The sequence below is a fragment of the Bradyrhizobium denitrificans genome (genome assembly GCF_013179005.1).
Taxonomy (GTDB): domain Bacteria; phylum Pseudomonadota; class Alphaproteobacteria; order Rhizobiales; family Xanthobacteraceae; genus Bradyrhizobium; species Bradyrhizobium denitrificans.
On sequence record NZ_JABFDP010000014.1, the window covers coordinates 1 to 23103 of the forward strand.

Here is a 23103-nt window from a genome sequence, read left to right on the forward strand (position 1 = left end):
CGCCCCGTCACCCGCAAGGGGTTTGGGTACAGGACCTAGGCCCGCAGCGGCAGAGCGAGGCCCACGGCCACGAAGATGCCGCCACAGACCTGGTTGAAGCGCCGTCCGACCCGGGCGAGCCAGGGGCGCACGCGGGCGGCGAAGCTCGCGATGGCGAGCTCAGTGACGAACTCGGTGACCGTATAGGTCATGGCAACGACGGTGAACTGTACCAGGAGGCTCCGGTCGGGGTCGATGAATTGCGGCAACAGCGCACTGAAGAACAGCAGGCATTTTGGGTTCGTGGCCGCGGTGAGCAAACCGGCCCTGAACAGCGCTGGTGCGCTGACGGTGACACCGTCGCTGCTGACCTCGACGGCCACCGGCGGCGATCGCCACAGCTTGACGCCGAGCCAGGCGAGGTAGAGCCCGCCGACCCATTTCAGCACCACCAGCCAAATGATCGACGCCTGCACCAGCGCGCCGATACCGAACATGCAGAGCGCAATGACCAGGACGAAGCCGATCAGGCCGCCGGCGATCGTGAACAGTGTCTTGCGCCCGCCATGCAGCGCGCCATGCGTCAAGGCCAGCAGGCCGTTTGGGCCGGGGGTGAGGGAGATTCCGACCGAGGTGACCAGGAACAGCAGCCAGGTGTTGAGCGCCATCGCGATGCACATTGACCATGAACAGGATCGTAGAAACGTAGATGGGGTAAAGGGCCGACCACCCGGGGCTGCGTGCCGACGTCGTCGCTATTCCACCGTGACCGATTTGGCGAGGTTGCGCGGCTGGTCGACGTCTGTCCCCATCACCACGGCCGTATGATAGGCCAGCAGCTGCACCGGGATGGCGTAGACGATCGGCGTGAACGTCGCAGCCATGTCGGGCAAGATGATCGTGACCAGCGAGTCCACGGTGGCCTCTTCGGCCCCCTTGGCATCGGTCATCAGGATGATGTTGCCGCCGCGCGCCGCGACCTCCTGCATGTTGGATACCGTCTTCTCGAACACGCGGTCATACGGCGCAATGACCACAACCGGCATGGTCTCGTCGATCAGCGCGATCGGACCATGCTTCAGCTCGCCGGCGGCGTAGCCTTCGGCGTGGATATAGGAAATCTCCTTCAGCTTCAGCGCGCCTTCCAGCGCCAGCGGATAGGAGGTGCCGCGGCCGAGATAGAGCACGTCTTTCGACTTGGCGATCTCGCGGGCGAGCTTCTCGATCTGCGGCTCGGTGGTGAGGGCCGCCGCGATCAGGCGCGGCACCTCGACGAGGCCATGCACCAGCTTTGTCTCGTCGGCTTCGGACAATTCGCCACGGCCCCGGCCCGCGGCAATCGCCAGCGCGGCCAGCACCATCAACTGGCAGGTGAAGGCCTTGGTCGACGCGACGCCGATCTCGGGGCCCGCCAGGGTCGGCATCACGATTTCGCTCTCGCGCGCAATCGTCGAGGTCGGCACGTTGACAACGGACAGGGTGTGAACACCCTGGGCCTTGGCGTAGCGCAGCGCGGCGAGCGTGTCGGCCGTCTCACCCGATTGCGAGATGAAGATGGCGAGGTCGCCCTTGCGCAGCGGCGCCTCGCGGTAGCGGAACTCGGAGGCGACGTCGAGCTCGACCGGCACCCGCGCGAAGCGCTCGAACCAGTATTTGGCGACGAAGCCGGCATAGCTCGCGGTGCCGCAAGCGGTGATCGAAATGCGCTGAATGTCCTTGAAGTCGAACGGCAGCCGCGCCGGCAGCATCACGCGCTCGGTGCCCATGTCGACATAGCGCGCCAGGGTATGGCCGACGACCTCCGGCTGCTCGTGGATCTCCTTGGCCATGAAGTGGCGGTAGTTGGCCTTGTCGACCAGCGACGTCGATGGACCATGCTTGACGATCTCGCGATCGGCGACCGCGTTGTTGCGATCGTAGACCGTGGCGCCCTTGTGGGTCAGCACCACCCAGTCGCCATCCTCGAGATAGCTGATGTTGTCGGTGAGCGGTCCGAGCGCGATCGCGTCCGACCCCAGATACATCTCACCATTGCCATATCCGACCGCGAGCGGCGGACCATTGCGCGCGCCGATCAGAAGATCGTCCTGACCCGCGAAGATGAAGCCGAGCGCGAAGGCGCCCCGCAGTTTCGCCAGCGTCTCGCGCACGGCGTCGACCGGAGCCATGCCCTGGCTCAAGAGATCATCGACCAGATGCACCACGATCTCGGTGTCGGTCTCGGTCGCGAACACCGTGCCCTTCTTCTGCAGGGCTTCACGCAATTCGTGGAAATTCTCGATGATGCCGTTGTGGACGACGGCGACGCGGTCCGTCGCGTGCGGATGCGCATTGTTCTCGGTCGGCTTGCCATGCGTCGCCCAGCGCGTATGACCGATGCCGGTAAATCCCTTCAGAGGTTGAGCCTGAAGCCGCGCTTCGAGATTCTTCAGCTTGCCCTCGGCGCGCCGTCGCTCCAGGATACCGCCTTCGAGCGTGGCGACGCCGGCCGAGTCATAACCGCGATATTCGAGCCGCTTGAGCGAATCCACCAACTGCTCGGCGACCGGCCCGCGTCCCAAAATGCCGACAATTCCGCACATGCCGAGCTATTCCCCAAATTGTCCAAACAGATTCAAATGCGTGGCGTTGTCTTAACGGAATCCGTGCGCTTTCAGGATTCAATAATTATTGCGGATTGCGACACGGTTAAGTGGAGGACTTCGGCGCGCGAATAGGCGTGCAACTCCGGTTCCACGCGGAGGTCCCGATGCAAGCGAGCTTAACGTCCGGTCAATGCTTTCGCGCAGACAATGTCGCGTCGGAGATGATCTCATGACCACCACGCGTCGCCCATCTGATCCCAAAGGCACCGGCTCGCTGAGCCTGTCGCATCCCGAGTCCGGCAGTCATCTCGCGCATTGGCCGCCGCCGACCATGAGTCGCGAGCTCAAGCCGATGCCGGTCAAGCATCGCAGCAGCGAACCGGTCAAGCACGCCACCCGCCGCGGCTGGCGGCTGACACGCGCGATGTTCGCCGAGTTCCAGGACGACGAAGGTTAGGCCGCCGAGTCCTGTTCACTTCTTTTGGCGCGACTTCGCGCTCCGGAAGCGCGCGGCCGCTCCCTCGCGTGTCGTCTGCGGGCTGCGCTCGAGTGCCAGCGCGTCCTCAGGCACGTCGCGCGTGATCACCGATCCCGAGCCGATATAAGCGCGCGCGCCGATATTGATCGGCGCGACCAGCGACGTGTTGGTGCCGATGAAAGCGCCCTCGCCGATCCTGGTCTTATGCTTGTTGAAGCCGTCATAATTGCAGGTGATGGTGCCGGCCCCGATGTTCGAATGGGCACCGACATGGGCGTCGCCGATATAGGACAAATGGTTGACCTTGACGCCCGCCTCCAGCACTGCGGCCTTGGCCTCGACGAAATTGCCGATCTTGGCGCCGTCGCCCATTGATGTGCCGGGCCGCAGCCGCGCGAACGGTCCCAGCAGGGTGTTGCGGCCGAGCGTCGACTGCACGAGATGCGAGAACGAATGGATGACGGCACCGTCGCCGATGGAGACGCCGGGACCGATCACGACGAATGGCTCGATCGTCACGTCCTTGCCGAACTTGGTGTCGGCCGCGAGATAGACGGTCTCTGGCGCAATCAAGGTCACGCCCGCGTCCATGGCCGCCTGCCGCAGACGGTTCTGCATCACGGCCTCGGCCTCGGCAAGCTGCGCCTTGGTGTTGATGCCGCGCACCTCGTCCTCCGAGGTCTCGATGACCGCCGCATCCAGCCCCTGCGCGCGTGCGATCGCCACCGCGTCGACCAGATAATACTCGCCCTTGCTGTTGGCGTTGCCGATCTTGTCCAGAATGGCCAGCGCATGACGGCCATCCATCGCCATCACCCCGGCATTGCACAGCGTGATCGCCCGCTCCGCCTCGGTCGCATCGGCCTGCTCGCGGATGGCGACCAGTTTGCTTCCGTCCATCAGCAGCCGTCCGTAACCGGTCGGATCGGCGGCGCGAAAGCCGAGCACGGCGAGCGCTGCGCCCTCGGCGAGTTGCGCGCGCAGCCGCGCAAAGGTCGCAGCCGTGATCAATGGCGTATCGCCAAAGGCAATCAACAGATCGTCGGCGCCGCGGGCAATCGCCTCGCGCGCGGCCAAGACCGCATGCGCGGTCCCCAGCCGCTCGCGCTGGATGAAAATGTCGACATCGGGCCGCAGGCGCTTGGCCTCCGTCTCGACCGCGGCGTGCTCCGGTCCGAGCACCACGGCGAGGCGGGCGCCGTCTCCACTCGGCGCCGCCGCCAGCACGTGGGCCAGCATCGATTCGCCGGCGACCGGGTGCAGCACCTTCGGCAGGCTCGCGCGCATCCGCGTGCCCTCACCCGCGGCAAGCACGATTGTGAGACTGGATCGAGCGGTCATTCAACACCTTGAATTGAGAGGCAAATCAGCACACGGCCACACCGCGTTGTCATAATGCGTTTTCTGCCCGCGGCAAACCTCCACCGACTGAAGCCTGCAGTGGTTTTCCTGTTAATGTTCGCCCGTGATTCGATTAAGGCAGGTTCATGGCTAAGGACTCCCACAATTCAGCCGCAGTTCGAGGAGTTGAGAAAACTGGCGGAAAGCTGTCCGGGTTGTTCGCGGACGAGAACGAGTTCGACCGCCGGACGCTGTGGCGGCTCGGCTGGTGGGGTGCGGGTGCCGTGGGAGCCGTCGGCCTGGCCATTTTCGCCAGTCAGACCGCGCAGGGCTGGCGTCGCGACCGGGTTTCGGCGGCCGATCTGTCGCGCCAGACTCAGCTGATCCAGTCACTCGCCAAGGAGACGCAAGGCGAAGCGCGCCAGCTTGCGGCGGCCATCGAGACGCTCAACACCGACCGCGACCGGCTCTATGCCCGGGTCACCGTGCTCGAGCAGGGCCTGGACTCCGTCACCGGCGCGCTTGCCAAACAGACGCCGCCCCAGGCCACGGCAAGCCCGGCCCCGAACAGCCGTAGCGCGCCGCCGCCGGCGGTCGCCGCTGTGGAGTCGCAGCCGCCATCGCCCTCGCCCAGTCCGGCATCGCCGAGCCCGCTGCCGGCCTATGCGAACATGTCGCCTTTCATGGCGGCGCCGACCACGGTTCCGGGAGCCGGGGTCGGACGCGCGGGCACGACCGCTTCGCCGGCGCCGGCGCCCTCGCCCGCGGCAACGCCCGCCACAGCCAGTTCGCCCGCGCCGGCCGCCGCCAAGCCACCTGACGCCGACAAGATCGCCAAGGCCGAGCCAGCGGATTCCGCCGGCCCAACCGACAGTTCGGACAGCGTCGCCACGGCTGTCCAGAAGACCGAATTCGCCGTCGATCTCGGCGGCGCGAATTCGATTGGCGGTCTGCGAACGATGTGGCGCGGCCTGAGCAAGACCAACGCCGATCTCGCCGCGCTGCGTCCGATCATCATCCTGAAAGAGGGCCAGTCCGGCCCCGGCATGCAGCTGCGGCTCGGGGCCGGCCCGCTCAGCGATGCGGCCGCGGCGGCCCGGATCTGCGCGACGCTGACAGAGCTGCAGCGAACCTGCGAAACCACGGTCTATGACGGCCAGCGGCTGTCGCTGCGCGATGAGACGGACGGCTCCGACGCAGCCAAATCGGCCACACCGGCGCCGGCCGCCCAGAAGCCGCCGGTGCAACGCCGCCGCACGCTGCAGCCCCAGGCGCTGCAGCAACGCCATGGCAAGCGCGAGGAACCGCCTCCACCCCCGGCGGCGGCCGCGCCGGCACCTCCGCCCGAGGCGCCCAAGCCCGAGCAGCCCTCAGCGCTGTCGTCCTTCTTCCGCCGCTCCTGATCGAATTCACCTGCTCCGCGAAGCGCTTGGACCGGTCTGTGAAAGCAGCCCGGAAGCGCTTTGCGGCTTGTCCGCACGGCCGTTCCGCAGCATAGTCCGGCGCATGAAAAAGACCCCGTTCCGCCTCTCGCCCTATCAGGTGCAATGGCTCCTGATCGTTGGCTTCGTCACCGTCGGTTACGCCCTCTATCTGCGCTATCTCGCGATCGAGCTGTCGAGCGTCGCGCTCGCCTGCGACGCGGGTCTGCAGACCCTCGCCTGCAAGAGCCGGGCGGTGGCGACGACGCTGTTCAAGAATTCCGTGTTCGGCGCCACCGCGCTGGTGATCGCGGTCCTGCATGTGATGCGGCCGTCGATCGTGCTCTTGACCGGCGGGCTGATCGCCGCCGGCCTCGGCATCGTGCTCTACAATATCGTGCTGTCGGGGCTGGCGATCGGCCTGCTCATCCTCGGATTTGCACGGCCCGCGCCCGCCACAGCGTGACGGCGAGCGTCAGGTACATCGCGCAGGTCCACAGCGCCTGCCAATTGTCGCGCCCCTCATTGTAGATCACATAGACTGAGGAAATCGCGAGCAGGCCGGCGAAGCTCGCCTCCGCGATCGGCCGGCCGCCCTGCGCCGGGCGGTTGGCCAGCAGCATCGCGAACGGCACCACCGCCATGGTCAGGCTGGCGAACGGGAAGTCGCGGTAACGCGGATCGAACACGAAGCCGAGCGCGGTCTCGGCCGCGATCAGCACGGTCACGATCAGCACCAGGCCGAGCGCATAGGTGATCTTGAGCTGTTTGCGGCCGTCATTCGGCCCGAGCAGGTCGAGGAAGGTCGGCAGAGGCCGGCCAGCCATCGCCGCATTGGCCCCCAGGATCGGCGCCAGCACGCCGGCGGCAAGCAGCGCGCCCCATTGCAGCCAGCCGCCGAAGCCCAGGCTCTCATAAAACATCTTGTCCGCGGCCATGCCGAACAGCACGCCCGCCGTGGTCGCGGAGAGTCCGACCCCGATCCAGGCCGAGAGGTGCGGCGGCCAGGGCCGGCGCCGCACCGTCAGCCAGCCCGACAGGAACACCACAAAGGACAGGATCATGCCGGCCGCCATCTGCAGCTTCCACTGCGGATAGTTGCTGACCGGCTGGCCCGGCGGATATTTCAGCGCGCGCTGGTCGTCGCTGATCAGGCCCCAATAGCCGCCGACGGTGCCTTCGAGCTTGCGCTTCCAGGGCTGGTCATAGGCCTCGATCAGGTTGACGCGGAAATTCTCGCGCTTAGCCAAGGTCAGGATGTCCGACACCACGCGGGCCTGGTTGGCGCGCGACGGCAGCGCGCCCTCGCGCATGCGGCCCTCGCTCGGCCAGCCGGTCTCGCCGATCAGGATCTCCTTGCCGGGAAACGCGACGCCGACCTGCTGGCGGATGGTGTCGACATGGGCGGCGGCGAATTTCGCGCGCACCGGCATGTCCTCCCAATACGGCAGGATGTGAACCGTCACGAAATCGACGATGTCATAGAGCTCGCGGTTGCGCAGCCAGTATTCCCACACGTCGGCATAGGTGACGGGCACCGTGACCTGCGCCTTGACGCTGCGAATCGTCGCGGCGAGATCGGCTGTGGTCATCTCGCCGCGCAGCAGCACCTCATTGCCGACCACGGCCGACGTGATCACGCCCGGATAGCGCTTGATCAGGTCGACGGCGATGCCGATCTGCTGCTGGTTCTTCAGCTTGTTGGACCCGAGCCAGATGCCCTGGATGACCTTGATGCCGACGCGCGCCGCGATGCCCGGCACCTGGTCGAGCCCGTTCTCGATCGAATAGGTGCGCACGCAATCCGAGATTTTGGCGAGCTGGACCAGGTCCTGCTCGATCTGGTCGGCCTCGATATGCGTGGTCGGATCCAGCGGGCTCTGCTGACCGCGGAACGGCGCGTAGGAGACGCATTGAACTTTGGAATCGAGCTCGATGGGGGCGCGTGCGAGCACAATGGGCTTGGCGAGCCACCACCACATGGCGGCGATGACACCCAAGGAAATGAGCAGAAGCGCCAGCGGTGTACGAAGGGATTTCAGTTCCGTTCTCCAGGCAGGGTGGTGTCGATTACCCGGTCGGCGGCGATCTGCCAAGGGCTCTGCCGCACACGCGTCATCGGCCGCGTGCGGCGGCAACGGCGGCGTGGCATCAGCGGTGCTTTACGATGTGCGGCGAGAAAGTTGGGGCCTTGCTGGACAAAATCCGAGATTCCGGTCATTGGGACTCCCCGGATGCTCCGAGCGCCGCAACCGGATTTTAGGAACGCAATGCGATACTCGGAATCACTCTCCCGCCGCAATCGGGGCCGATTTGACCGGCATCAACACTGCGTCCGTCGCGGGACGGCATGAAGGCAACATTCGGGGAATTTATGGGTCGACGCGTGCTCCAGTCCAAGTTTTCGGTTTTGCGCTTGTCTGCGGCGGTGGGCCTCTCGGTCCTTGCCGGCCTGCCCGGCGCCTTCGCCCAGAGCGGCAGCGACCATCCCCAGGACCAAAAGCCGCAGGCGGCCAATCCGGCCGACGCCAAGGAGAACCAGCGCAAGGCCGACGAGTTCGGTGAGGCCGCCCAGGCGCTGAGCGGCGGCCCCGCCGGCAACCCCGAATGCGTCTGGCTCGGCCGCCGCGTCGTCCAGCTGATGTACCGCGACGACCTCGATACCGCCTTCCGCCACCTCGACCTGTATGACCGGTTCGGCTGCCCCGGCGGCCACGTCCAGGCCTCGTTCCGCTGCCTGACCCGGTTCATCGCCCAGATCGACGACAAGGTGGCGAATTCGCTGAACAACCACGTCCACACCTGCTGGATCAACCCGGACGCCAAGCCGCAGGTGGCCGCCGCTCCGGCGCCGGCCGCGCCGCCGGCCCCGACGGGCTCGCAGCCGCAGGCCGCCCAGCCGGCCGCGCCGCAGGCCTCGCCGTCGCCGCAGCCTGCCAAGCCGTAATCTGCCAATCCGGAAGCGGACCCGCCTGCGCCGTCGCGGCGCAGCAACAGGTCTGCCACGCAAACGCCGCATCACCGCTGCAGTTGTCTAATGGCGCTGCAGCGTTATCGTGACGCGAGCGGCGTGAGTCCGACCGCCACCCGGTTCAGCCCTCGTTCAGCGATGAACGGGCCTAAATGGTGACCCCGGCGTGGTGCCATCGCAGACCCATGGCCGGTTCTCCGCTCGAAGCTGCGCTTCGTTGTCGTGCCTGGGCAGCACGCCGCGAGGTGCCGCGGCGCGACGCCGGCCGCCGATCGCGCCGTCGCTGTCGCTGCTCCCTCCTCTCCCGCCCGCCATGGTGTCCTGACCGATGCGCGTGATCGCAGCCGTCATCCTGTTCGTCGCCGCCGCGCATGCCGCGCTGTGGGGCCTGTTGCAGCAGAAGCAGAGCGCGCCCGACTTCACCGGCATGCTGCCGAGCGTGTCCTACGCGCCGTTCGAGGGCACCGACCATCCCGACGTCGACAACATTCCCAATGCCGAGCGCATCCGCAGCGACCTGAAGAAGCTCGCCACCATCACCCGCGCGATCCGGCTGTATTCGTCGACCGGCGGCGTCGAGCTGGTGCCGCCGATCGCCGCCGAAGTCGGCCTGAAGGTCACGCTCGGCGTCTGGATCGACAAGAACGAGGACCGCAACAAGCGCGAGATCGCGGCCGCGATCCAGCTCGCCCGCCGCAACAGCAACGTCATCGGCGTCGTCGTCGGCAACGAGACGCTGTACCGCGGCGAGCTCAAGCCGGACGAGCTGATCGGCTACATCAAGATGGTCAAGAAGTCGGTCACCGTGCCCGTGACCACCGGCGAGATCTGGAACCTGTGGCGCGATTATCCGCAGCTCGCCTCCAATGTCGACTTCATCGCCGCGCACGTGCTGCCCTATTGGGAGTTCTTCAACCACACCCAGGCCGTCGACCAGGCGGTCGACCGCTACCAACTGTTGCGCGAAAAATTCCCCGGCAAGCGCATCGTCATCGCCGAATTCGGCTGGCCGAGCGAGGGCTACAACCGCGGCATTGCCGATCCCGGCCCGTTCCAGCAGGCCTGGGTGCTGCGCAATTTCGTCACCCGCGCCGAGGCCATCGGCATGGAGTACAACATCGTCGAGGGCATCGATCAGCCCTGGAAGTTCTTCGAGGGCGGCGTCGGTCCGTATTGGGGCGTGCTGAACGCCGCGCGCGAGGTCAAGTTCGCCTGGACCGGCCCGATCGTGAACCCGGACTACTGGAAGCTCGCGGCCATCGCGCTTTTGGTCGGCGTGCTGTTGTCGCTGCCGCTGGTGCGGCTGCGCCAGCCGACGGTGCTGCAGGCGCTGGTGCTGGCGATCACGGCGCATGGCGTCGGCGCCTGGGTCTCCAACGTCTTCGCCTATTGGAACGTGCATTATTTCGTCTGGGGCTCCGCCTTCGCGCTGACGCTGGGCCTGACGCTGCTGGTTCCGCTGATCCTGATCGCAATGGCCCGCATCGAGGAGATCGCCGCGATCGCCTTCGGCCGGGCGCCGCGCCGCCTGCTCACCCGCGACAAGGCCGCGCGCGCCCGCGCCGCCGCGCCGGACTATTGCCCGAAGGTCTCGATCCATGTGCCGGCCTATTTCGAGCCGGTCGAGATGATGAAGCAGACCCTGGATGCGCTGGCCCGGCTCGACTACCCGAACTACGAGGTCGTCGTCATCATCAACAACACGCCGGATCCGGCGTTCTGGCAGCCGATCCAGGATCACTGCCGCATGCTCGGCGAGCGCTTCAAGTTCATCAATGCCGAGAAGGTCAAGGGCTTCAAGGCCGGCGCGCTGCGCATCGCCATGGAGCGCACCGCGGTCGATGCCGAGATCATCGGCATCATCGACGCCGACTATGTGGTGACGCCGGACTGGCTGAAGGACCTCGTGCCGGCCTTCGCCGACCCCGCCGTCGGCCTGGTGCAGGCGCCGCAGGAGCATCGCGACGAGGATCTGTCGCTGATGCACTACATCATGAACGGCGAATATGCCGGCTTCTTCGACATCGGCATGGTCCAGCGCAACGAGGAGAACGCGATCATCGTGCACGGCACGATGTGCCTGATCCGCCGCGCGGCGATGGACATGGCCGGCGGCTGGTCGAGCGACACGATCTGCGAGGACACCGATCTCGGCCTCGCGATCCAGGAGCTCGGCTGGCAGACCCACTACACCGCCACCCGCTACGGCGCCGGGCTGCTGCCCGACACCTATGAGGCGTTCAAGAAGCAGCGCCATCGCTGGGCCTATGGTGGCTTCCAGATCGTCAAGAAGCATTGGCGCCGCTTCCTGCCCGGCCGCAGCCGGCTCACGGCGGACCAGAAGCGCGAATTCTCGCTCGGCTGGCTCAACTGGCTCGGCGCCGAGAGCCTCGGCGTCGTGGTCGCGATCCTCAATCTGATCTGGGTGCCGATCGTCGCCTTTGCCGGCATCGCCATTCCCGACAAGATCCTGACCATCCCGATCATCGCCGCCTTCGTGGTCTCGCTCGCCCACTTCTTGATCCTCTACCGGCTGCGCGTCGCGGTGAAGCCGTGGCAGATGCTGGGCGCGATGATCGCGGCGATGAGCGTGCAATGGACCGTCAGCCGCGCCGTGGCGCAGGGCCTGATCACCGAGCACCTGGCGTTCGCCCGGACGTCCAAGGGCGGCCTGTCGCGGATGTCGATCGAGTTCCAGGCGTTCTGGGAGGCCGTCATCGGCGCCCTGCTGCTGATCGGCGCCACCATCCTGATCATGACCAACTATTTGGCGATCACCGAGCTCTACATCTTCGCCGCGGTCCTGATCCTGGAGAGCCTGCCCTTCCTCTCGGCGGTGGCGATCGCCGTGCTGGAGATGTCGCGCATCAACTCCTTCGAGTTCTGGCGCCACGCCACCGTCCGCACCGCCGAACTGATCGGCCTGCGCCCGGTCTGGGTGCCCGAGCTGGCCGGCCCCGGCATGCAGCCGGCCGCGCTGAGCGCGGCGCCGACCAAGGCGGCGGAGAAGGTCTGAATCCCCTCCGCGCGCCGCCGCCTGCGTCGGGACGCGCTGAAGATCAGGAGGTCGTGCCGAGCCGCGGCGCGGCCTCGGGCAGCTCGCCGCGCCCATTGCCGACAGCCGGCGACGCGCGCCGGCCGGCGACCAGGCCGCGCCAGGCGCGCGCAGCCTGCGCCAGGCTCGCCCCGGGCACGCGCAACGGCCTGTCCACGAGGTGGTAGGCCAGCGCCGCCGCGGCCAGCGAGATGGCGACCTGGGTGATGCCGTAGTTCAGGTTCGGATGCGCCTTGAACAGCGAGCTGCTGACCACGAACAGCACGGGGTAATGCAGGATGTACAGCGGGAAGCTGATCTCGCCGAGATAGTCGAACACAGCGGCGACGCGGCCGCCGACATCCCCGATGCGGTAGAAGACCAGCATCAAGGTGCCGATCCAGGCGACGCCATTCACGGCCGCGGAGCTGACATTGGTCACGTCGAAGAACCTGGCCTGGGTCGCGACCGAGGCCAGGCCGGCGATGCCGAGCGAGACGAGATAGCGGCGGTTGCCGGCGTTCGTATAGGCGACCCAGCCCGCCAGCCAGGCCCAGAGCATCACGATGCCCGTCAGCCAATAGGAGTTGCGGCCCGCGACATATTCGTCGCGGATCAGCGGCCATGCCACGAACAGCAGGCCGGACATGATCATGATGCCCGGAATGTAACGCCGTCCCTCGATCTTCCTGAACAGCGGCGCGAGCAGATAGTACACCGCCTCGATCGAGAGCGACCATGCGGGGTAAAGAAACCCGATCATGATCGGAAAGAACGCCTCGAGCAGGAAGATGCAGCCGATGAACTGCCACACGCTTGGCGGCACCGCCGGCGTGCCATACCCGCCGGACAGGCCGAGCACGGACCAGCCGAACCATCCGATCAGGACCGCCAGCGCATTCAACGGGAAGATGCGCAGCAGGCGCCGGCGGAAGTAGCCGGCGGGCCGCGTCGCGATCGAATGATGAATGCTGAGCCGGAGATGACGAAGAAGCACATCACGGCCATCAGGCCGCTCCGCGTCAGGACGGGAATGGCGCGGTCGGCCGGCCCGAAATTATAAGTGTGATCGAACAGCACCCACATCGCCAGCAGGAACCGGAGGGCCCCGAGCACAGGCCAGAATCCGCGAGGGGGCATATTCATGTCGTTTCCTCCGCCGACAGCCGGGCGGCAATGGGCGCCGGTTCACCGGACTCGGAAACACACAGTAACCTTCAGAAACACATCTACCGGCGGTAGCATGATGGGCCATCACACCGTTTCGGAGGGCCCGCCCCTGTTTTGACCCCGCTGTGGCGCGCAGGCCACAGCGTGAGGCCTCGGTGTGGTGGCGGCTCGCCGCCGACGGCCGCGCCGCGTCCCGCTGGAGGCGGCCGCCGTCAGAGCGTGCGGGCATGCGAAGACGGCCGGCTAACCGCCTTCAAAGCCGAGCAAATCCGGCCGTCCGCCTGTGGGTTGGCACGCGCGCCTATTGACCGAAACCGGCGCGCCCCCTACACAGCCGGTGCGACAGCAACGCGGCCCATGGCCGGGGTTTCGACGCCCCGATTTTGCGCCGCAGTGAACCACGGCGACGTCCTCCGCGTTCTCATGGTATCCTGCCGACGATCCGGACAGTGACGGCCCACGCCGCCACACCGCTTCCTTGGAAGCGAGCGCGTAGCTCAGCCGGTAGAGCACGTGACTTTTAATCACGGGGTCCTGGGTTCGAGCCCCAGCGCGCTCACCAATCTCCGGGAGATAAATGGATCACTTACGGTTCGACCCGAAATGCCCTCATGCTCAAGACGTTGACGTGTACTCAAGCTGATCATGACAACGTGAGATGGCGTCCCGCCGCGTGCTCCGACCTATCGGTAGCCACCGCAGCCATCGGGCAGCCCCGATCAACCCGACGCCCCCAAGACCCCTGACATCCCCCTCTGACATCCACCGCGCCGTTCAAGGTGGCTGTCATAAGCCCGCCGCGCCAGGTCGGCGGCATCGGGATCAAGCGGTGGCACCTGCATCGGCGCTCCGGCGTGGGACGAATTCAACGACCATGAGACCGTCGATCGGCGCCTTTACCAAGACAATCCAAAATCCATCCCCGCCTATCGCGTGAGCTTGACGGAATTACCTCTTCCGGTTGAATGACCCCATGAAATCTGGGGTTGTCTTCGTTCTTCTGGGGCTTACGGCCCTGGTGTCTTATTCGGTCGGGCGGCACGGTGCGCCCGATCATGGCGCGGCTGCGCCCGCCCCTGCCCTCGACGCGCAAGTCGCCGCGAGCAAGCCGGTCGCGTTTGCAACGGTCCCAACCGAAACTGCAAGCCCGCCTAGCGCAAGACCGGAGACAACTGATCGTCCGGTCATTCAGGCGCCAACCAGCCTCACCCGGCCTGCTCAGCCGGAGGGCGATCGCCAGCCCGCGCCAACACAGGCCAAGCTCGCGCCTCCGGAGAAGCCCGCCCAGCCCGATACGAAGCGTAAGGTGGAAACTGCGCTCACGGCCGCCGCGATTGTCGCGATCCTGATCAAGGCGAGTCGAGAGCAGTACTACGCCACCGGACACCCCTGCGCCTGCCCGGACGATGTCATGAGAAACGGCAGGGCTTGCGGCGCACGCAGCGCTCATTCAAGGCCTGGAGGCGCGTCGCCGCTTTGCTATCCGAGCGACGTCAAGCCGGAGATGATTGAGGACTATCGACGGCAAGCGGCCCAGGCCAGCCGATAGGCCTGTCCAGCGCCGGCAGCTTGCACCAAGCCTATGTGCGCAGCGCCAATACTTAGCGGCTTTCCGAAAGCAGCGACCGACGGAATCATGCGGCATGAGCAACAGATCGCGCGAGCGCCTCTACGGCTCCGCCACTCGCATCGCAGCCGAGCAGGCTACCCGCGCAAGGACGCCGATCGCCTTGCCTGCATCGCCTGGAACAAGCTCATGCTTGAAGCCGGCGGACCGGCGCAGCCGTCGCCGACGCTCGGCGATGCCTTGAACGCGGGATTTGGATATATTGAGGTCCGATGCCTCGGCTGCGACACCAACCAGACGGTGGCGCTCGACGTCGTCAGGGGACCGAAGGCCACGCCGATATATGAGCTGGAGCGATACATGCGTTGCAAGGATTGCTCGCAGCTCCGGGGCTACCCTTACAAGCGGACCGCGCTGATCGCGTTGCGGGGCACCAAGATTTTGGCGGCTGATGCGACGCCTATCTGGTCGCCGCATCAGGACGAATCGAGGAAATAAGCCGACGCTCTCACGTCGCCTTGGGGAAGAAAAATGAAACGGATTTTGATCTTAGTCCTCTTTTTGTTGGCGTGCTTGGCCTCAACTGCACGTGCCGGATCGCTTCACTGGAAGTGCTCATACAGCCTAGTGGCATCTCTTGATGGGCTGCAAAAGGAGCAGTTTCAGCTTGAGTTTGCCCTCGACACTTCGACGAGAAGGGCGGTTCTTATCGGCAATGCAGGCCTAGCTGACGTGGATTTCTATAACGGTGACCAAGGAGTCACCTTCCAGGAACGTCTCCCAACCGGAGCAATACAGACGACAACTATCACGCATAAAGACGGGAGTTCGGTCCACAGCCGTCACTCAATAGTTCTCGGACAACTAGCGCCTACTCAGTATTACGGCAAATGCAACTGAGCGCGGTGATTGCGCTGCGTAGGATCAGGCTATTGGCGAGCGATCCGCAAGCGATTAGGTGACGCGGAGTGCGGTTGATGCGGGATTTGGTTCCATTTGTGTTGGATTAAGGTGACGGTGCACTTATCTTCTAGTGTTCTCGACTGACGTTAAGTGCACCGCTGCAGGCGAGCCCCACTCGACTCCTCCCCTCACCTTGAGGAGTCCGCCGATCGGCGGGCGTCTCGAAGGGCGAGGCCCGGACGGTGGCCTCATGGTTCGAGATGCGCCGCCATGAAGACTGTTCGAATTGGCACGACCGTTCGGCGACGCTCCTCACCATGAGGGATCGCAGTTCGCCATCAGGAAGCGGAGGCGCCCGCGGGGGGCGTGATCGTCCCGCTCAAAAGCGCGCGAGAACCGCGTCAGCCGCACTCTGTCAGCGAGAGCATCGCGGTCCTAGTCTGTTGTGCACTGTCACCGTCACCTTGGAACCTGAAATCTTGTTGACACAACCCACACGTGAAGATGGGATGTCGGAATATTTCCGGGGGCCAACATGTTTCGATTCGCCGTAGCGATTGCTGCAATTTTCTTTTCCTACCAAGCTCATGCCAATGTAGTTCTTGGCTTGCCAACCAACGGCAGCGTTCAGATCGTCGGGCCTTTCACGACGGACCCTCTGTGGGGACCAAACCCGATATACATTCAGCTCTTCTTCAGTGGAGGCCCCGACGGACCGACACCGGACAATGCTTGGGTTGGCTGGAGAACTTTTTCGAACATATCGACGAGTCAATCGTCATTGACGCTGGTCAACTGCGGATCGTCCTTCGGTGGTCCTTGCCTTTCGCCTTGGGAAAGCAATCACGGATATCTGCCAGTTTACGCCGCCACTAACACGCTGACGACCCACTCCTCCGTTGGACTCTCACTGCAAGAGGACAGGGCAACTTATAGCGTTACCTATTGGGGCGTACCTTACTCATTCAGCTTGGCGGCTGAACTGCCGGACGGCTTTTCTGTATTGGCGCCAGGAGTGCCAGAGCCCTCGACCTGGGCGATGATGATCATTGGGCTCGCGAGCATCTGCCTGCTGAGCCGACGACGGCCGCAACACTTAGGAATCTGACCCATGCGACGAATGGCGGTCGCACTGGTTGTCAGCCTTACTTCTCTGCTTCCTCGGCCGGCCCTGGCCAGCACGATCCCGCTTAGCGGCACGGACGAGATCGTTGGGCCGTGGCAGCTGAACCAAATTTACTACGGGCACGTCCGTCTGACGGCCGTTGCGAGCCTGCCTCCCTTCGCGGATCCCAACATCCCCAACACGATCGGCGCATACGCCGTTTACACCAGCTTCGTCGTCGCCAGCGGCGACGTTATCAATGCCTCCGGGATTGCAGCGCTCGGCAACCTGGAGGTGATCGGGCAGAACTACCCGGTTATTGCATGCAAGACCTGCTCGGCAACAGGCGATCTCATCTGGTACGGCGAACCGTCAATCAAGCGCACCATTTCATGGGACACGCGGTGGCTCAAATACGGACACGCCGGCATCCTCGACGTGCGGCTATTCCTGGACTTGCCAGAGGGATTCTCGCTCGCCTCCCAACAAATCGCCGCAGTCCCGGAACCATCCACCTGGCTAACGATGCTAACAGGCCTTGCTCTTGTTTATTCTGTCCAAGTGGCGCGACGCCGATCTGGTGCCGACTGATCGACCGCTGACTATGCATGTCTCGCGAGGCGACCGACTCGACTGGATCGAGTTAGGACGTGGGCTCGCTGCGTTTGCGGTCGTGCTCAGTCACGTCGACATGTGGCGACTCCCTGACGGCCTGCGCGCAATCCACGATTTGGGCCGGTGGGGTGTTGCGTTCTTCTTTGTTCTTAGCGGGTTCATTATTTTCCATGTCCATGCTCAAGACATTGGCACTCCCCGGCGTGCCCCTCACTTCGCGTGGCGGAGATTCCTAAGGCTCTTTCCCTTGTATTGGGGCGTTTTTCTGCTCCTGCTTCTTCTCAGGACGAGGCTCGGCGACGCCTCGTACGCACCGCATATTGACAGCTCCTACATTCTTCAACAGGCACTTCTCCTGCCAGGCGGGCTTTTGGTGAACACCGCCTGGACGCTGCGCCACGAGCTTCTTTTTTATGGCATCTTCCTCGTGGCGATCTTGAACCGCACCGTCGGCGCCCTCTTGTTCCTTGTATGGCTTTCTATTATTGTCGCATCAATTCCGCTGAACGGCCTCGTTGAGGAATGGCCGCGCCCTGCATCTAATTTCATAACGAGCCATCTGAACCTTTATTTCTTCTTCGGAATGGCAATTGCTGCCGCTCACCGCAAGAAATGTAATTCGTCGCTGCTGATCAGCTTGGTTGTCGCGACAGCCTTTGTATCGCTGCTGAGACTGCTCTGGCCGTCGGACTACACCATGGCAGCGGTCCAAGTCCTTGCAAGTACACTCGCCGTAAGCCTCGCTGTCTGGCAGCACGATGCAAACGTCCCAGCACCTCCGGGATCCAGGCTTCTCGGCGAGATCTCCTATCCGATTTATTTGATTCACCCGACCTGTTACTTAGTCGCTCGCGGCGTGGTAAAGCGCTTGGGTGCTTTTCTGCCTGTTCCTCTTACAATCGAGTTTCTTCTGGCCATCATAATGTCGATCGGCGCGGCCATTTTTTTGGCAAGACTACTGCGTCGGCTGTATCGGATCGCTTCGATAAGGTCGATTAGCCTCAAGTTGGACAATTAACCGAGGGGACCGCGAGCCATCCTCACAATGTCGGCGATCGACGCAGCTTGTGCTAAGCGGCGCACTCGAAATGTCTCGCCTGCCTTTGAGTCGCCTCGTCGGGACCGAGCGGCCCCTGCGCCAAAAACATCATTCGTCCTGCCGCCTCAATGCGATACCGTACCTAGCCTTGCCGCCACTGAGATTCCGCTTCCATTTTTCCGAATTTTATGATTGACTGCCCTCATCCCGTGCTCCTCGAGAGGGGCGCTTCGCGATCGTCACGGACGTTGGGTGCGGGGAGCGGTGGCCGCGGGCCTGTTGCAGCGTGCTGATGTGCGCGGACGAACGGCAGGTCGCGGACGTGAAATCGCGTGGTCCTGGCGCCCCGAAGCTGGCGCCAAGTCCTGGGGGTGATGATCCCCGAGGGCGACGGTGGCTACCAAGCCGGACACCGGGGAGATCGCGTATAAGCGTGAAGACCATCGCGCGGGGAATGCCGGAGGCCGGCTGAACCTGTGGTGACTGCCGCCTGCTTTCCTTGTTGCAGGCGGGCCATGGGTTGCGGCCTGCAGCCCGGCATTCCCCGCGCCCTCTGTCCGATGGGGGCGAACGCGATCAAAGCTCGGGCGCGGGAGGCGTCGCGGTGACGAATGAACGCGTCCGCGCGATCCATCGCAGTGTCATGGGTTTGAGATGGCCCGGCTTGATCCCGCCTCACGGACACACCGACCGGTCTGCGAACCGGGCGACCGCGCCAGCCGCATCGGTGGGGCGGCGCGCATGCAATCCGGGGGGGCGGCTTTTAACGATATCGACGGCCGGACGTCTCCGGCCCCGTCCCGCCGGCACCGCACCTGTTGCGGACGATCCGTAGTATCGCTAGACTTCACGAGTATTTGATTGATTCATTAGGACATTCCCGATGGCCGACATTGCCTCACCGATCGTGATCAGTGCGCCGGTTGGCTCTGTGATCAACATGGCGGACTACATCTCGCAGCTGTTCTCGGGCGCGAGCTACGCCGGATATTATTTCTACGACGGCTCGATCGACGAAAGCCAGTTCGGCTATTGGGGCAGCGCCCGGATCAACAGCCGCTTCGCCTATAACGGCACGGCCGAGCCGGTCGACACCGCTTTCTACGTCCCTGCGGCGCAGCTCAACAACCTTCAGCTCGTCGTCGGCAACGAGATCGAGCCCAGCATCTACTGCTACGCGGCGTTCGGCCCGGGCTACGGCTCGTACATGAAGATCAGCATCGTGCCGACGCTGTACAACGACCCGACGCCGAACGCGATCACCGGCGACGACGTCGTCGCCGCCGCCAGGACCTATCTGCAGCTCTACCAGGGCTCCGCCAGCCCCAATGGCTGCCACTCGATCGCGTCGGACTACGCTGCGGCCGCCGGCGCGCCGCTGCCGGCGATGTCGGGGTCGCTGACCCCGTCGCAGAATCTCGATGGCGGGCTGTGGAGCGCGATCTTCAAGGGCGACGTCACCCCCGACCCGAACTGGCAGAACCGCCTGCAGCCGGGCGACATCGTCCGCTTCGACTATGCCGATCCGAGCAAGTCGCAGCACACCTTTACGGTGATGAGCGTGTCCAATGGCAAGGTCGATACGATCGACAATTGGAACGCCGCGCTCGGCGAGCACCAGACCGATTTCAGCCAGCTCGCCAATGCCTCAACGGTCACGATCTACCGCATCACCGACCAGTATTATCACCTCTCGGGAACGGTGAATGACGACCTCTTGATCGGCAGCGTCAAGAACGATGCCATCGATGGCGGCGCCGGCAATGACACCATCTATGGCGGCGTCGGCAACGACATTCTCAACGGCCAGGCCGGCAACGACATCCTCCGCGGCGGCGAAGGCGCCGACGTCATCAATGGCGGCGACGGCATCGACACCCTGTTCGGCAATCAAGGCGGCGACCGCTTCGTGTTCGACCAGGCGATCCTGGCATCCAACACCGGCGTCAATTCCGACCTGATCCAGGATTTCAATCGCGGCAATGCCGGCGTCTACAGTGCCGCCGAGGGCGACACGATGGACCTGAGCGCCCTGCTCTCCTGGGGCGTCCATGCCGGCCAGACCGCCGATCATCTCGTTCGCGTCGTCGAGGACCAGAGCGGCGCCTTCGCCGACGTCCAGATGGACAGCGACGGCCTGAATGGCGGCGTGCACTGGACCACCATCGCCCATGTCGCCGGCACGCACCAATCCGAGACATTCCGCTTCCTGCTCGACGCCGGCGTGAGCGCCAGCACCGGCGTCCAGGGCGATTATGGCCTGACCGGCGATTTCGACGGCGACGGCAAGGCCGATATCCTCTGGCGCAACGACAGCGGCACCCTGGCGCAATGGCAAATGAACGCCGCCCAGGTGATGGCCGGCCCGCAGCTCGGCTCCGTCCCGGACAACAGCTGGCACGTCGTCGGCGTCGCCGACTTCAATGGCGACGGCAAGAGCGACCTGTTGTGGCGCAACGACAGCGGCGCGCTCGCCGAATGGATGATGAACGGATCGCAGATCGTCTCCGGACCAGGCATCGCCTCCTCGCCCGACAAGAGCTGGGACGTCGCCGGCACCGCTGATTTCGACGGCGACGGCAAGGCCGACATCCTCTGGCGCAACGACAGCGGCGGGCTGGCGCTGTGGACGATGAACGGCGCGCAGGTGCTGTCCGGGCCGAACATCGGCTCGTCACCCGATCCGAGCTGGCACATCGTCGGCGTCGATGATTTCGGCGGCGACGGCAAGGCCGATATCCTCTGGCGCAACGACAATGGCACGCTCGCGGAATGGTCGATGAACGGATCGCAGATCCTGGCCGGGCCTGCGATCGGCTCGGTGCCCGACCTGTCCTGGCACGTCGTCGCCACCGGCGATTTCAACGGCGACGGCAAGGCTGACATTCTCTGGCGCAATGACAGCGGCACGCTGGCCGAATGGCAAATGAACAATGGCCAGATCCTGGCCGGCCCGCAGATCGCCTCCACCCCCGACCTGTCCTGGCATGTCATCGGCACCGGCGATTTCAACGGCGACCACAAGACCGACATTCTCTGGCGCAACGACAGCGGCACCTTGGCGGAATGGACCATGGACGGCGCCCAGGTGCTGGCCGGCCCGCAGATCGGCTCGATCCCTGACGCCACATGGAAGACGGTCGCCCACCATTATGATTTCGTCTGATGGCCGATCGTGTTGGACAGGGCTCGTCCCTTCCGCAACCGGAGCAAGCATCGCGAAGCCACGCAAACATCTCACAGGAGGTGGCCTTCTGATGAGTGGCCCGCTAAGCTGCTGATCGCGCGGTCCGCTGATGTCAGGTCGGCCATATCGGTTCAGGACCGCAGACGTGGAGGGGCTGCATGTCGATACGCAAGGTGGATTTGAACGGCGACGGGATTTCCGACCTGATCCTGCAGGACGAGACCACCGGCGACGTGACGACGCTGCTGATGCAGAACGGCGCGCCGGTCAGCACGATCACCTATCATGTCGCGGAGACTTATCCCTCGACCTACAAGATCACGGGCTTCGGCGATTTCGACGGTTCAGGCACCACCGATGTGCTGTTCCACAGCCTCAGCAACGACATCGCGATCGATTGGCTGACCGGCGCGAATGGCGTCGTCGTGGGCAACCCAAGTTATAATTGGATGCGGGCCGGCTATGACGTCGTCGGCACCGGCGACTATTCCGCCGATGGAAAATCCGATCTGCTATGGCGCGGGGAGACCGACGGCCAGCTGATGATGTGGCAGATGAACAGCTCCTACATCAAGGCCTACACGTCGCTGGGACAAATCCCCACCAGCTACAGTATCGTCGACGGCGCCAGCGATTTCACCGGCGACGGCAAGTCGGACATCCTGTTCCGCGGCATGGATGACGGCCAGACCACGCTGTGGGCGATGAACGGCAGCGAGATCGCCCAGCGCATCGACTTCGGCAAGATCCCGACCTCCGTGAGCCTGCTCGATACCAAGGCCGATCTCAACGCCGACGGCACCCACGACCTCCTCTGGTACGATCACGACAGCGGCAACGTCGTCGAATGGCTGATGCATGACGGCCATCCGACGGTCAGTATCATCGGCAACGTGTCCCCCTCCGCCCATGCGACCCTGATCAGCGCCGACGGCGACTATAATGGCGACGGGATCTCCGACCTGCTGTGGAATGTCGGCGGCAATCTCGTGACGTGGACGATGAACATCCAGGGCGGCATCTTCTCGGTCGACTATGTTCACGACAGCAATGGCAATCAGGTGCTGCTCGGCGCCACGCAGATCGTGGAAGATGCCGTCGACACCTTCGACGGCAGCGGCCGCAGCAGCCTCGTGATCCGCGACACCAGCTCCGGCACCGCGCAGGTCCTGTCCATGCTGGGACCGACGGCAACGAACGTCACCACCATCAATGCCGGCCCGAACAGCACGGTCGCCAATGGCGCCGGCTCGGGGGTGGTCATCAACGCGGACCAGTCTCACGCCTATTATGGAACCGACGGCAGCGACACATTCGTGATCCAGTCCGGCGGCGCGACGGTGACCGGCGGCGCCGGCGACAACCTGTTTCACGTCTCCGGCTTCAATTGGGGCGCGACGATCACCGACTTCAAGCCCAATGCCGATCAGCTGGTGCTGGATCACACCGCCTTCATCAATGCCGTCGGCGCGCCGGTCTACGATCCCGGCGTGGTGTCGTTCACGTCAGGCACCGCGGGCCCCGAGGTGGGCGATGCGCGCTACCAGTTCTATTACCAGGCCACGACCGGCCAACTCTGGTATGCCGAGCCGTTCGGCTCGGTCGCCAACCAATATGAGCTGATCGCCACGCTACAGAACCACCCGACCTTGTCGAGCCATGACATCCTGCTGGCCTGAGCGTGGAGGCCATGCCGCAATAAGCGAAA

General features: G+C 64.5%; 16 protein-coding genes, 1 tRNA gene and 1 pseudogene. 12 read left to right on the top strand and 6 right to left on the bottom strand.

Annotated elements, in window-relative coordinates; all coding sequences use genetic code 11:
- Positions 1–35 precede the first annotated feature (35 nt).
- Positions 36–647, bottom strand: a complete 612-nt coding sequence (locus HL671_RS16480) for a LysE family translocator (protein ID WP_172237023.1) — start codon at positions 645–647, stop codon at positions 36–38.
- Positions 648–734: 87 nt separating this feature from the next.
- Complete coding sequence (gene glmS / locus HL671_RS16485; RefSeq protein ID WP_172237024.1) at positions 735–2561, bottom strand: glutamine--fructose-6-phosphate transaminase (isomerizing); 1827 nt, start codon at positions 2559–2561, stop codon at positions 735–737.
- Positions 2562–2793: 232 nt separating this feature from the next.
- Here glmS and HL671_RS16490 point away from each other — a divergent pair, with 232 nt between their 5' ends.
- Positions 2794–3021 carry a hypothetical protein gene (locus HL671_RS16490; RefSeq protein WP_012044229.1) on the top strand — a complete coding sequence of 76 codons (228 nt, stop codon included), beginning with the start codon at positions 2794–2796 and terminating at the stop codon, positions 3019–3021.
- A 15-nt stretch (positions 3022–3036) separates the two neighbouring features.
- Here the strand turns inward: HL671_RS16490 and glmU are convergent, their stop codons facing one another.
- Complete coding sequence (gene glmU / locus HL671_RS16495) at positions 3037–4383, bottom strand: bifunctional UDP-N-acetylglucosamine diphosphorylase/glucosamine-1-phosphate N-acetyltransferase GlmU (protein ID WP_041750769.1); 1347 nt, start codon at positions 4381–4383, stop codon at positions 3037–3039.
- Positions 4384–4529: 146 nt separating this feature from the next.
- Here glmU and HL671_RS16500 point away from each other — a divergent pair, with 146 nt between their 5' ends.
- A complete protein-coding gene (locus tag HL671_RS16500; RefSeq protein WP_172237025.1) occupies positions 4530–5786 on the top strand; it encodes a hypothetical protein in 1257 nt (418 codons plus the stop codon).
- A gap of 103 nt (positions 5787–5889) precedes the next feature.
- Positions 5890–6270, top strand: coding sequence for a hypothetical protein (locus HL671_RS16505; protein WP_008963041.1), 381 nt, complete (start codon positions 5890–5892; stop codon positions 6268–6270).
- Here HL671_RS16505 and HL671_RS16510 read toward each other — a convergent pair.
- The gene (locus HL671_RS16510) at positions 6230–7786 is read right to left on the bottom strand and encodes a glycoside hydrolase family 17 protein (RefSeq protein WP_172237126.1); all 1557 of its coding nucleotides are present in this window, start codon (positions 7784–7786) and stop codon (positions 6230–6232) included. The two genes, HL671_RS16505 and HL671_RS16510, sit on opposite strands and share 41 nt — an antisense overlap.
- A 56-nt stretch (positions 7787–7842) precedes the next feature.
- Positions 7843–8025, bottom strand: coding sequence for a hypothetical protein (locus tag HL671_RS16515; RefSeq protein ID WP_148221476.1), 183 nt, complete (start codon positions 8023–8025; stop codon positions 7843–7845).
- Positions 8026–8178: 153 nt separating this feature from the next.
- Here HL671_RS16515 and HL671_RS16520 point away from each other — a divergent pair, with 153 nt between their 5' ends.
- Positions 8179–8751, top strand: a complete 573-nt coding sequence (locus HL671_RS16520) for a hypothetical protein (protein WP_012044233.1) — start codon at positions 8179–8181, stop codon at positions 8749–8751.
- A gap of 352 nt (positions 8752–9103) precedes the next feature.
- On the top strand, positions 9104–11791 hold the full coding sequence (locus HL671_RS16525) for a glycosyltransferase (RefSeq protein WP_172237026.1): 2688 nt from the start codon (positions 9104–9106) through the stop codon (positions 11789–11791).
- Between the two features lie 43 nt (positions 11792–11834).
- Here HL671_RS16525 and HL671_RS16530 read toward each other — a convergent pair whose 3' ends face one another.
- Positions 11835–12806, bottom strand: a complete 972-nt coding sequence (locus HL671_RS16530) for an acyltransferase family protein (RefSeq protein ID WP_307769004.1) — start codon at positions 12804–12806, stop codon at positions 11835–11837.
- A gap of 659 nt (positions 12807–13465) precedes the next feature.
- Here HL671_RS16530 and HL671_RS16535 point away from each other — a divergent pair.
- The 7 genes and pseudogenes from HL671_RS16535 (at position 13466) to HL671_RS16565 (ending at position 23074) form a co-directional block, all read left to right on the top strand.
- Positions 13466–13541: transfer RNA gene (locus HL671_RS16535), tRNA-Lys, on the top strand.
- 1081 nt (positions 13542–14622) lie between these two features.
- A pseudogene (locus tag HL671_RS16540) lies at positions 14623–15044 on the top strand (hypothetical protein).
- Between the two features lie 940 nt (positions 15045–15984).
- Positions 15985–16557 carry a PEPxxWA-CTERM sorting domain-containing protein gene (locus HL671_RS16545; RefSeq protein WP_172237027.1) on the top strand — a complete coding sequence of 191 codons (573 nt, stop codon included), beginning with the start codon at positions 15985–15987 and terminating at the stop codon, positions 16555–16557.
- A 3-nt stretch (positions 16558–16560) separates the two neighbouring features.
- The gene (locus HL671_RS16550) at positions 16561–17145 is read left to right on the top strand and encodes a hypothetical protein (protein WP_172237028.1); all 585 of its coding nucleotides are present in this window, start codon (positions 16561–16563) and stop codon (positions 17143–17145) included.
- Entirely contained in the window at positions 17099–18187 is a 1089-nt protein-coding gene (locus tag HL671_RS16555; RefSeq protein ID WP_172237029.1) for an acyltransferase family protein, read from the top strand. Before HL671_RS16550 ends, HL671_RS16555 begins: the two co-directional genes overlap by 47 nt.
- Positions 18188–19091: 904 nt before the next feature.
- Positions 19092–21374 carry an FG-GAP-like repeat-containing protein gene (locus HL671_RS38780; protein ID WP_172237030.1) on the top strand — a complete coding sequence of 761 codons (2283 nt, stop codon included), beginning with the start codon at positions 19092–19094 and terminating at the stop codon, positions 21372–21374.
- 179 nt (positions 21375–21553) lie between these two features.
- Positions 21554–23074 (top strand): FG-GAP repeat domain-containing protein, encoded by a 1521-nt coding sequence (locus tag HL671_RS16565; protein ID WP_172237031.1) that lies wholly within the window; start codon positions 21554–21556, stop codon positions 23072–23074.
- Positions 23075–23103: the final 29 nt, after the last annotated feature.

What these genes read in the sequence shown, in the direction of transcription:
- HL671_RS16480 (WP_172237023.1), bottom strand. Translation starts at nt 647, where the DNA reads ATGGCGCTCAACACCTGGCTGCTGTTCCTGGTCACCTCGGTCGGAATC.
- glmS (WP_172237024.1), bottom strand. Translation starts at nt 2,561, where the DNA reads ATGTGCGGAATTGTCGGCATTTTGGGACGCGGGCCGGTCGCCGAGCAG.
- HL671_RS16490 (WP_012044229.1), top strand. Translation starts at nt 2,794, where the DNA reads ATGACCACCACGCGTCGCCCATCTGATCCCAAAGGCACCGGCTCGCTG.
- glmU (WP_041750769.1), bottom strand. Translation starts at nt 4,383, where the DNA reads ATGACCGCTCGATCCAGTCTCACAATCGTGCTTGCCGCGGGTGAGGGC.
- HL671_RS16500 (WP_172237025.1), top strand. Translation starts at nt 4,530, where the DNA reads ATGGCTAAGGACTCCCACAATTCAGCCGCAGTTCGAGGAGTTGAGAAA.
- HL671_RS16505 (WP_008963041.1), top strand. Translation starts at nt 5,890, where the DNA reads ATGAAAAAGACCCCGTTCCGCCTCTCGCCCTATCAGGTGCAATGGCTC.
- HL671_RS16510 (WP_172237126.1), bottom strand. Translation starts at nt 7,786, where the DNA reads ATGTGGTGGTGGCTCGCCAAGCCCATTGTGCTCGCACGCGCCCCCATC.
- HL671_RS16515 (WP_148221476.1), bottom strand. Translation starts at nt 8,025, where the DNA reads ATGACCGGAATCTCGGATTTTGTCCAGCAAGGCCCCAACTTTCTCGCC.
- HL671_RS16520 (WP_012044233.1), top strand. Translation starts at nt 8,179, where the DNA reads ATGGGTCGACGCGTGCTCCAGTCCAAGTTTTCGGTTTTGCGCTTGTCT.
- HL671_RS16525 (WP_172237026.1), top strand. Translation starts at nt 9,104, where the DNA reads ATGCGCGTGATCGCAGCCGTCATCCTGTTCGTCGCCGCCGCGCATGCC.
- HL671_RS16545 (WP_172237027.1), top strand. Translation starts at nt 15,985, where the DNA reads ATGTTTCGATTCGCCGTAGCGATTGCTGCAATTTTCTTTTCCTACCAA.
- HL671_RS16550 (WP_172237028.1), top strand. Translation starts at nt 16,561, where the DNA reads ATGCGACGAATGGCGGTCGCACTGGTTGTCAGCCTTACTTCTCTGCTT.
- HL671_RS38780 (WP_172237030.1), top strand. Translation starts at nt 19,092, where the DNA reads ATGGCCGACATTGCCTCACCGATCGTGATCAGTGCGCCGGTTGGCTCT.
- HL671_RS16565 (WP_172237031.1), top strand. Translation starts at nt 21,554, where the DNA reads ATGTCGATACGCAAGGTGGATTTGAACGGCGACGGGATTTCCGACCTG.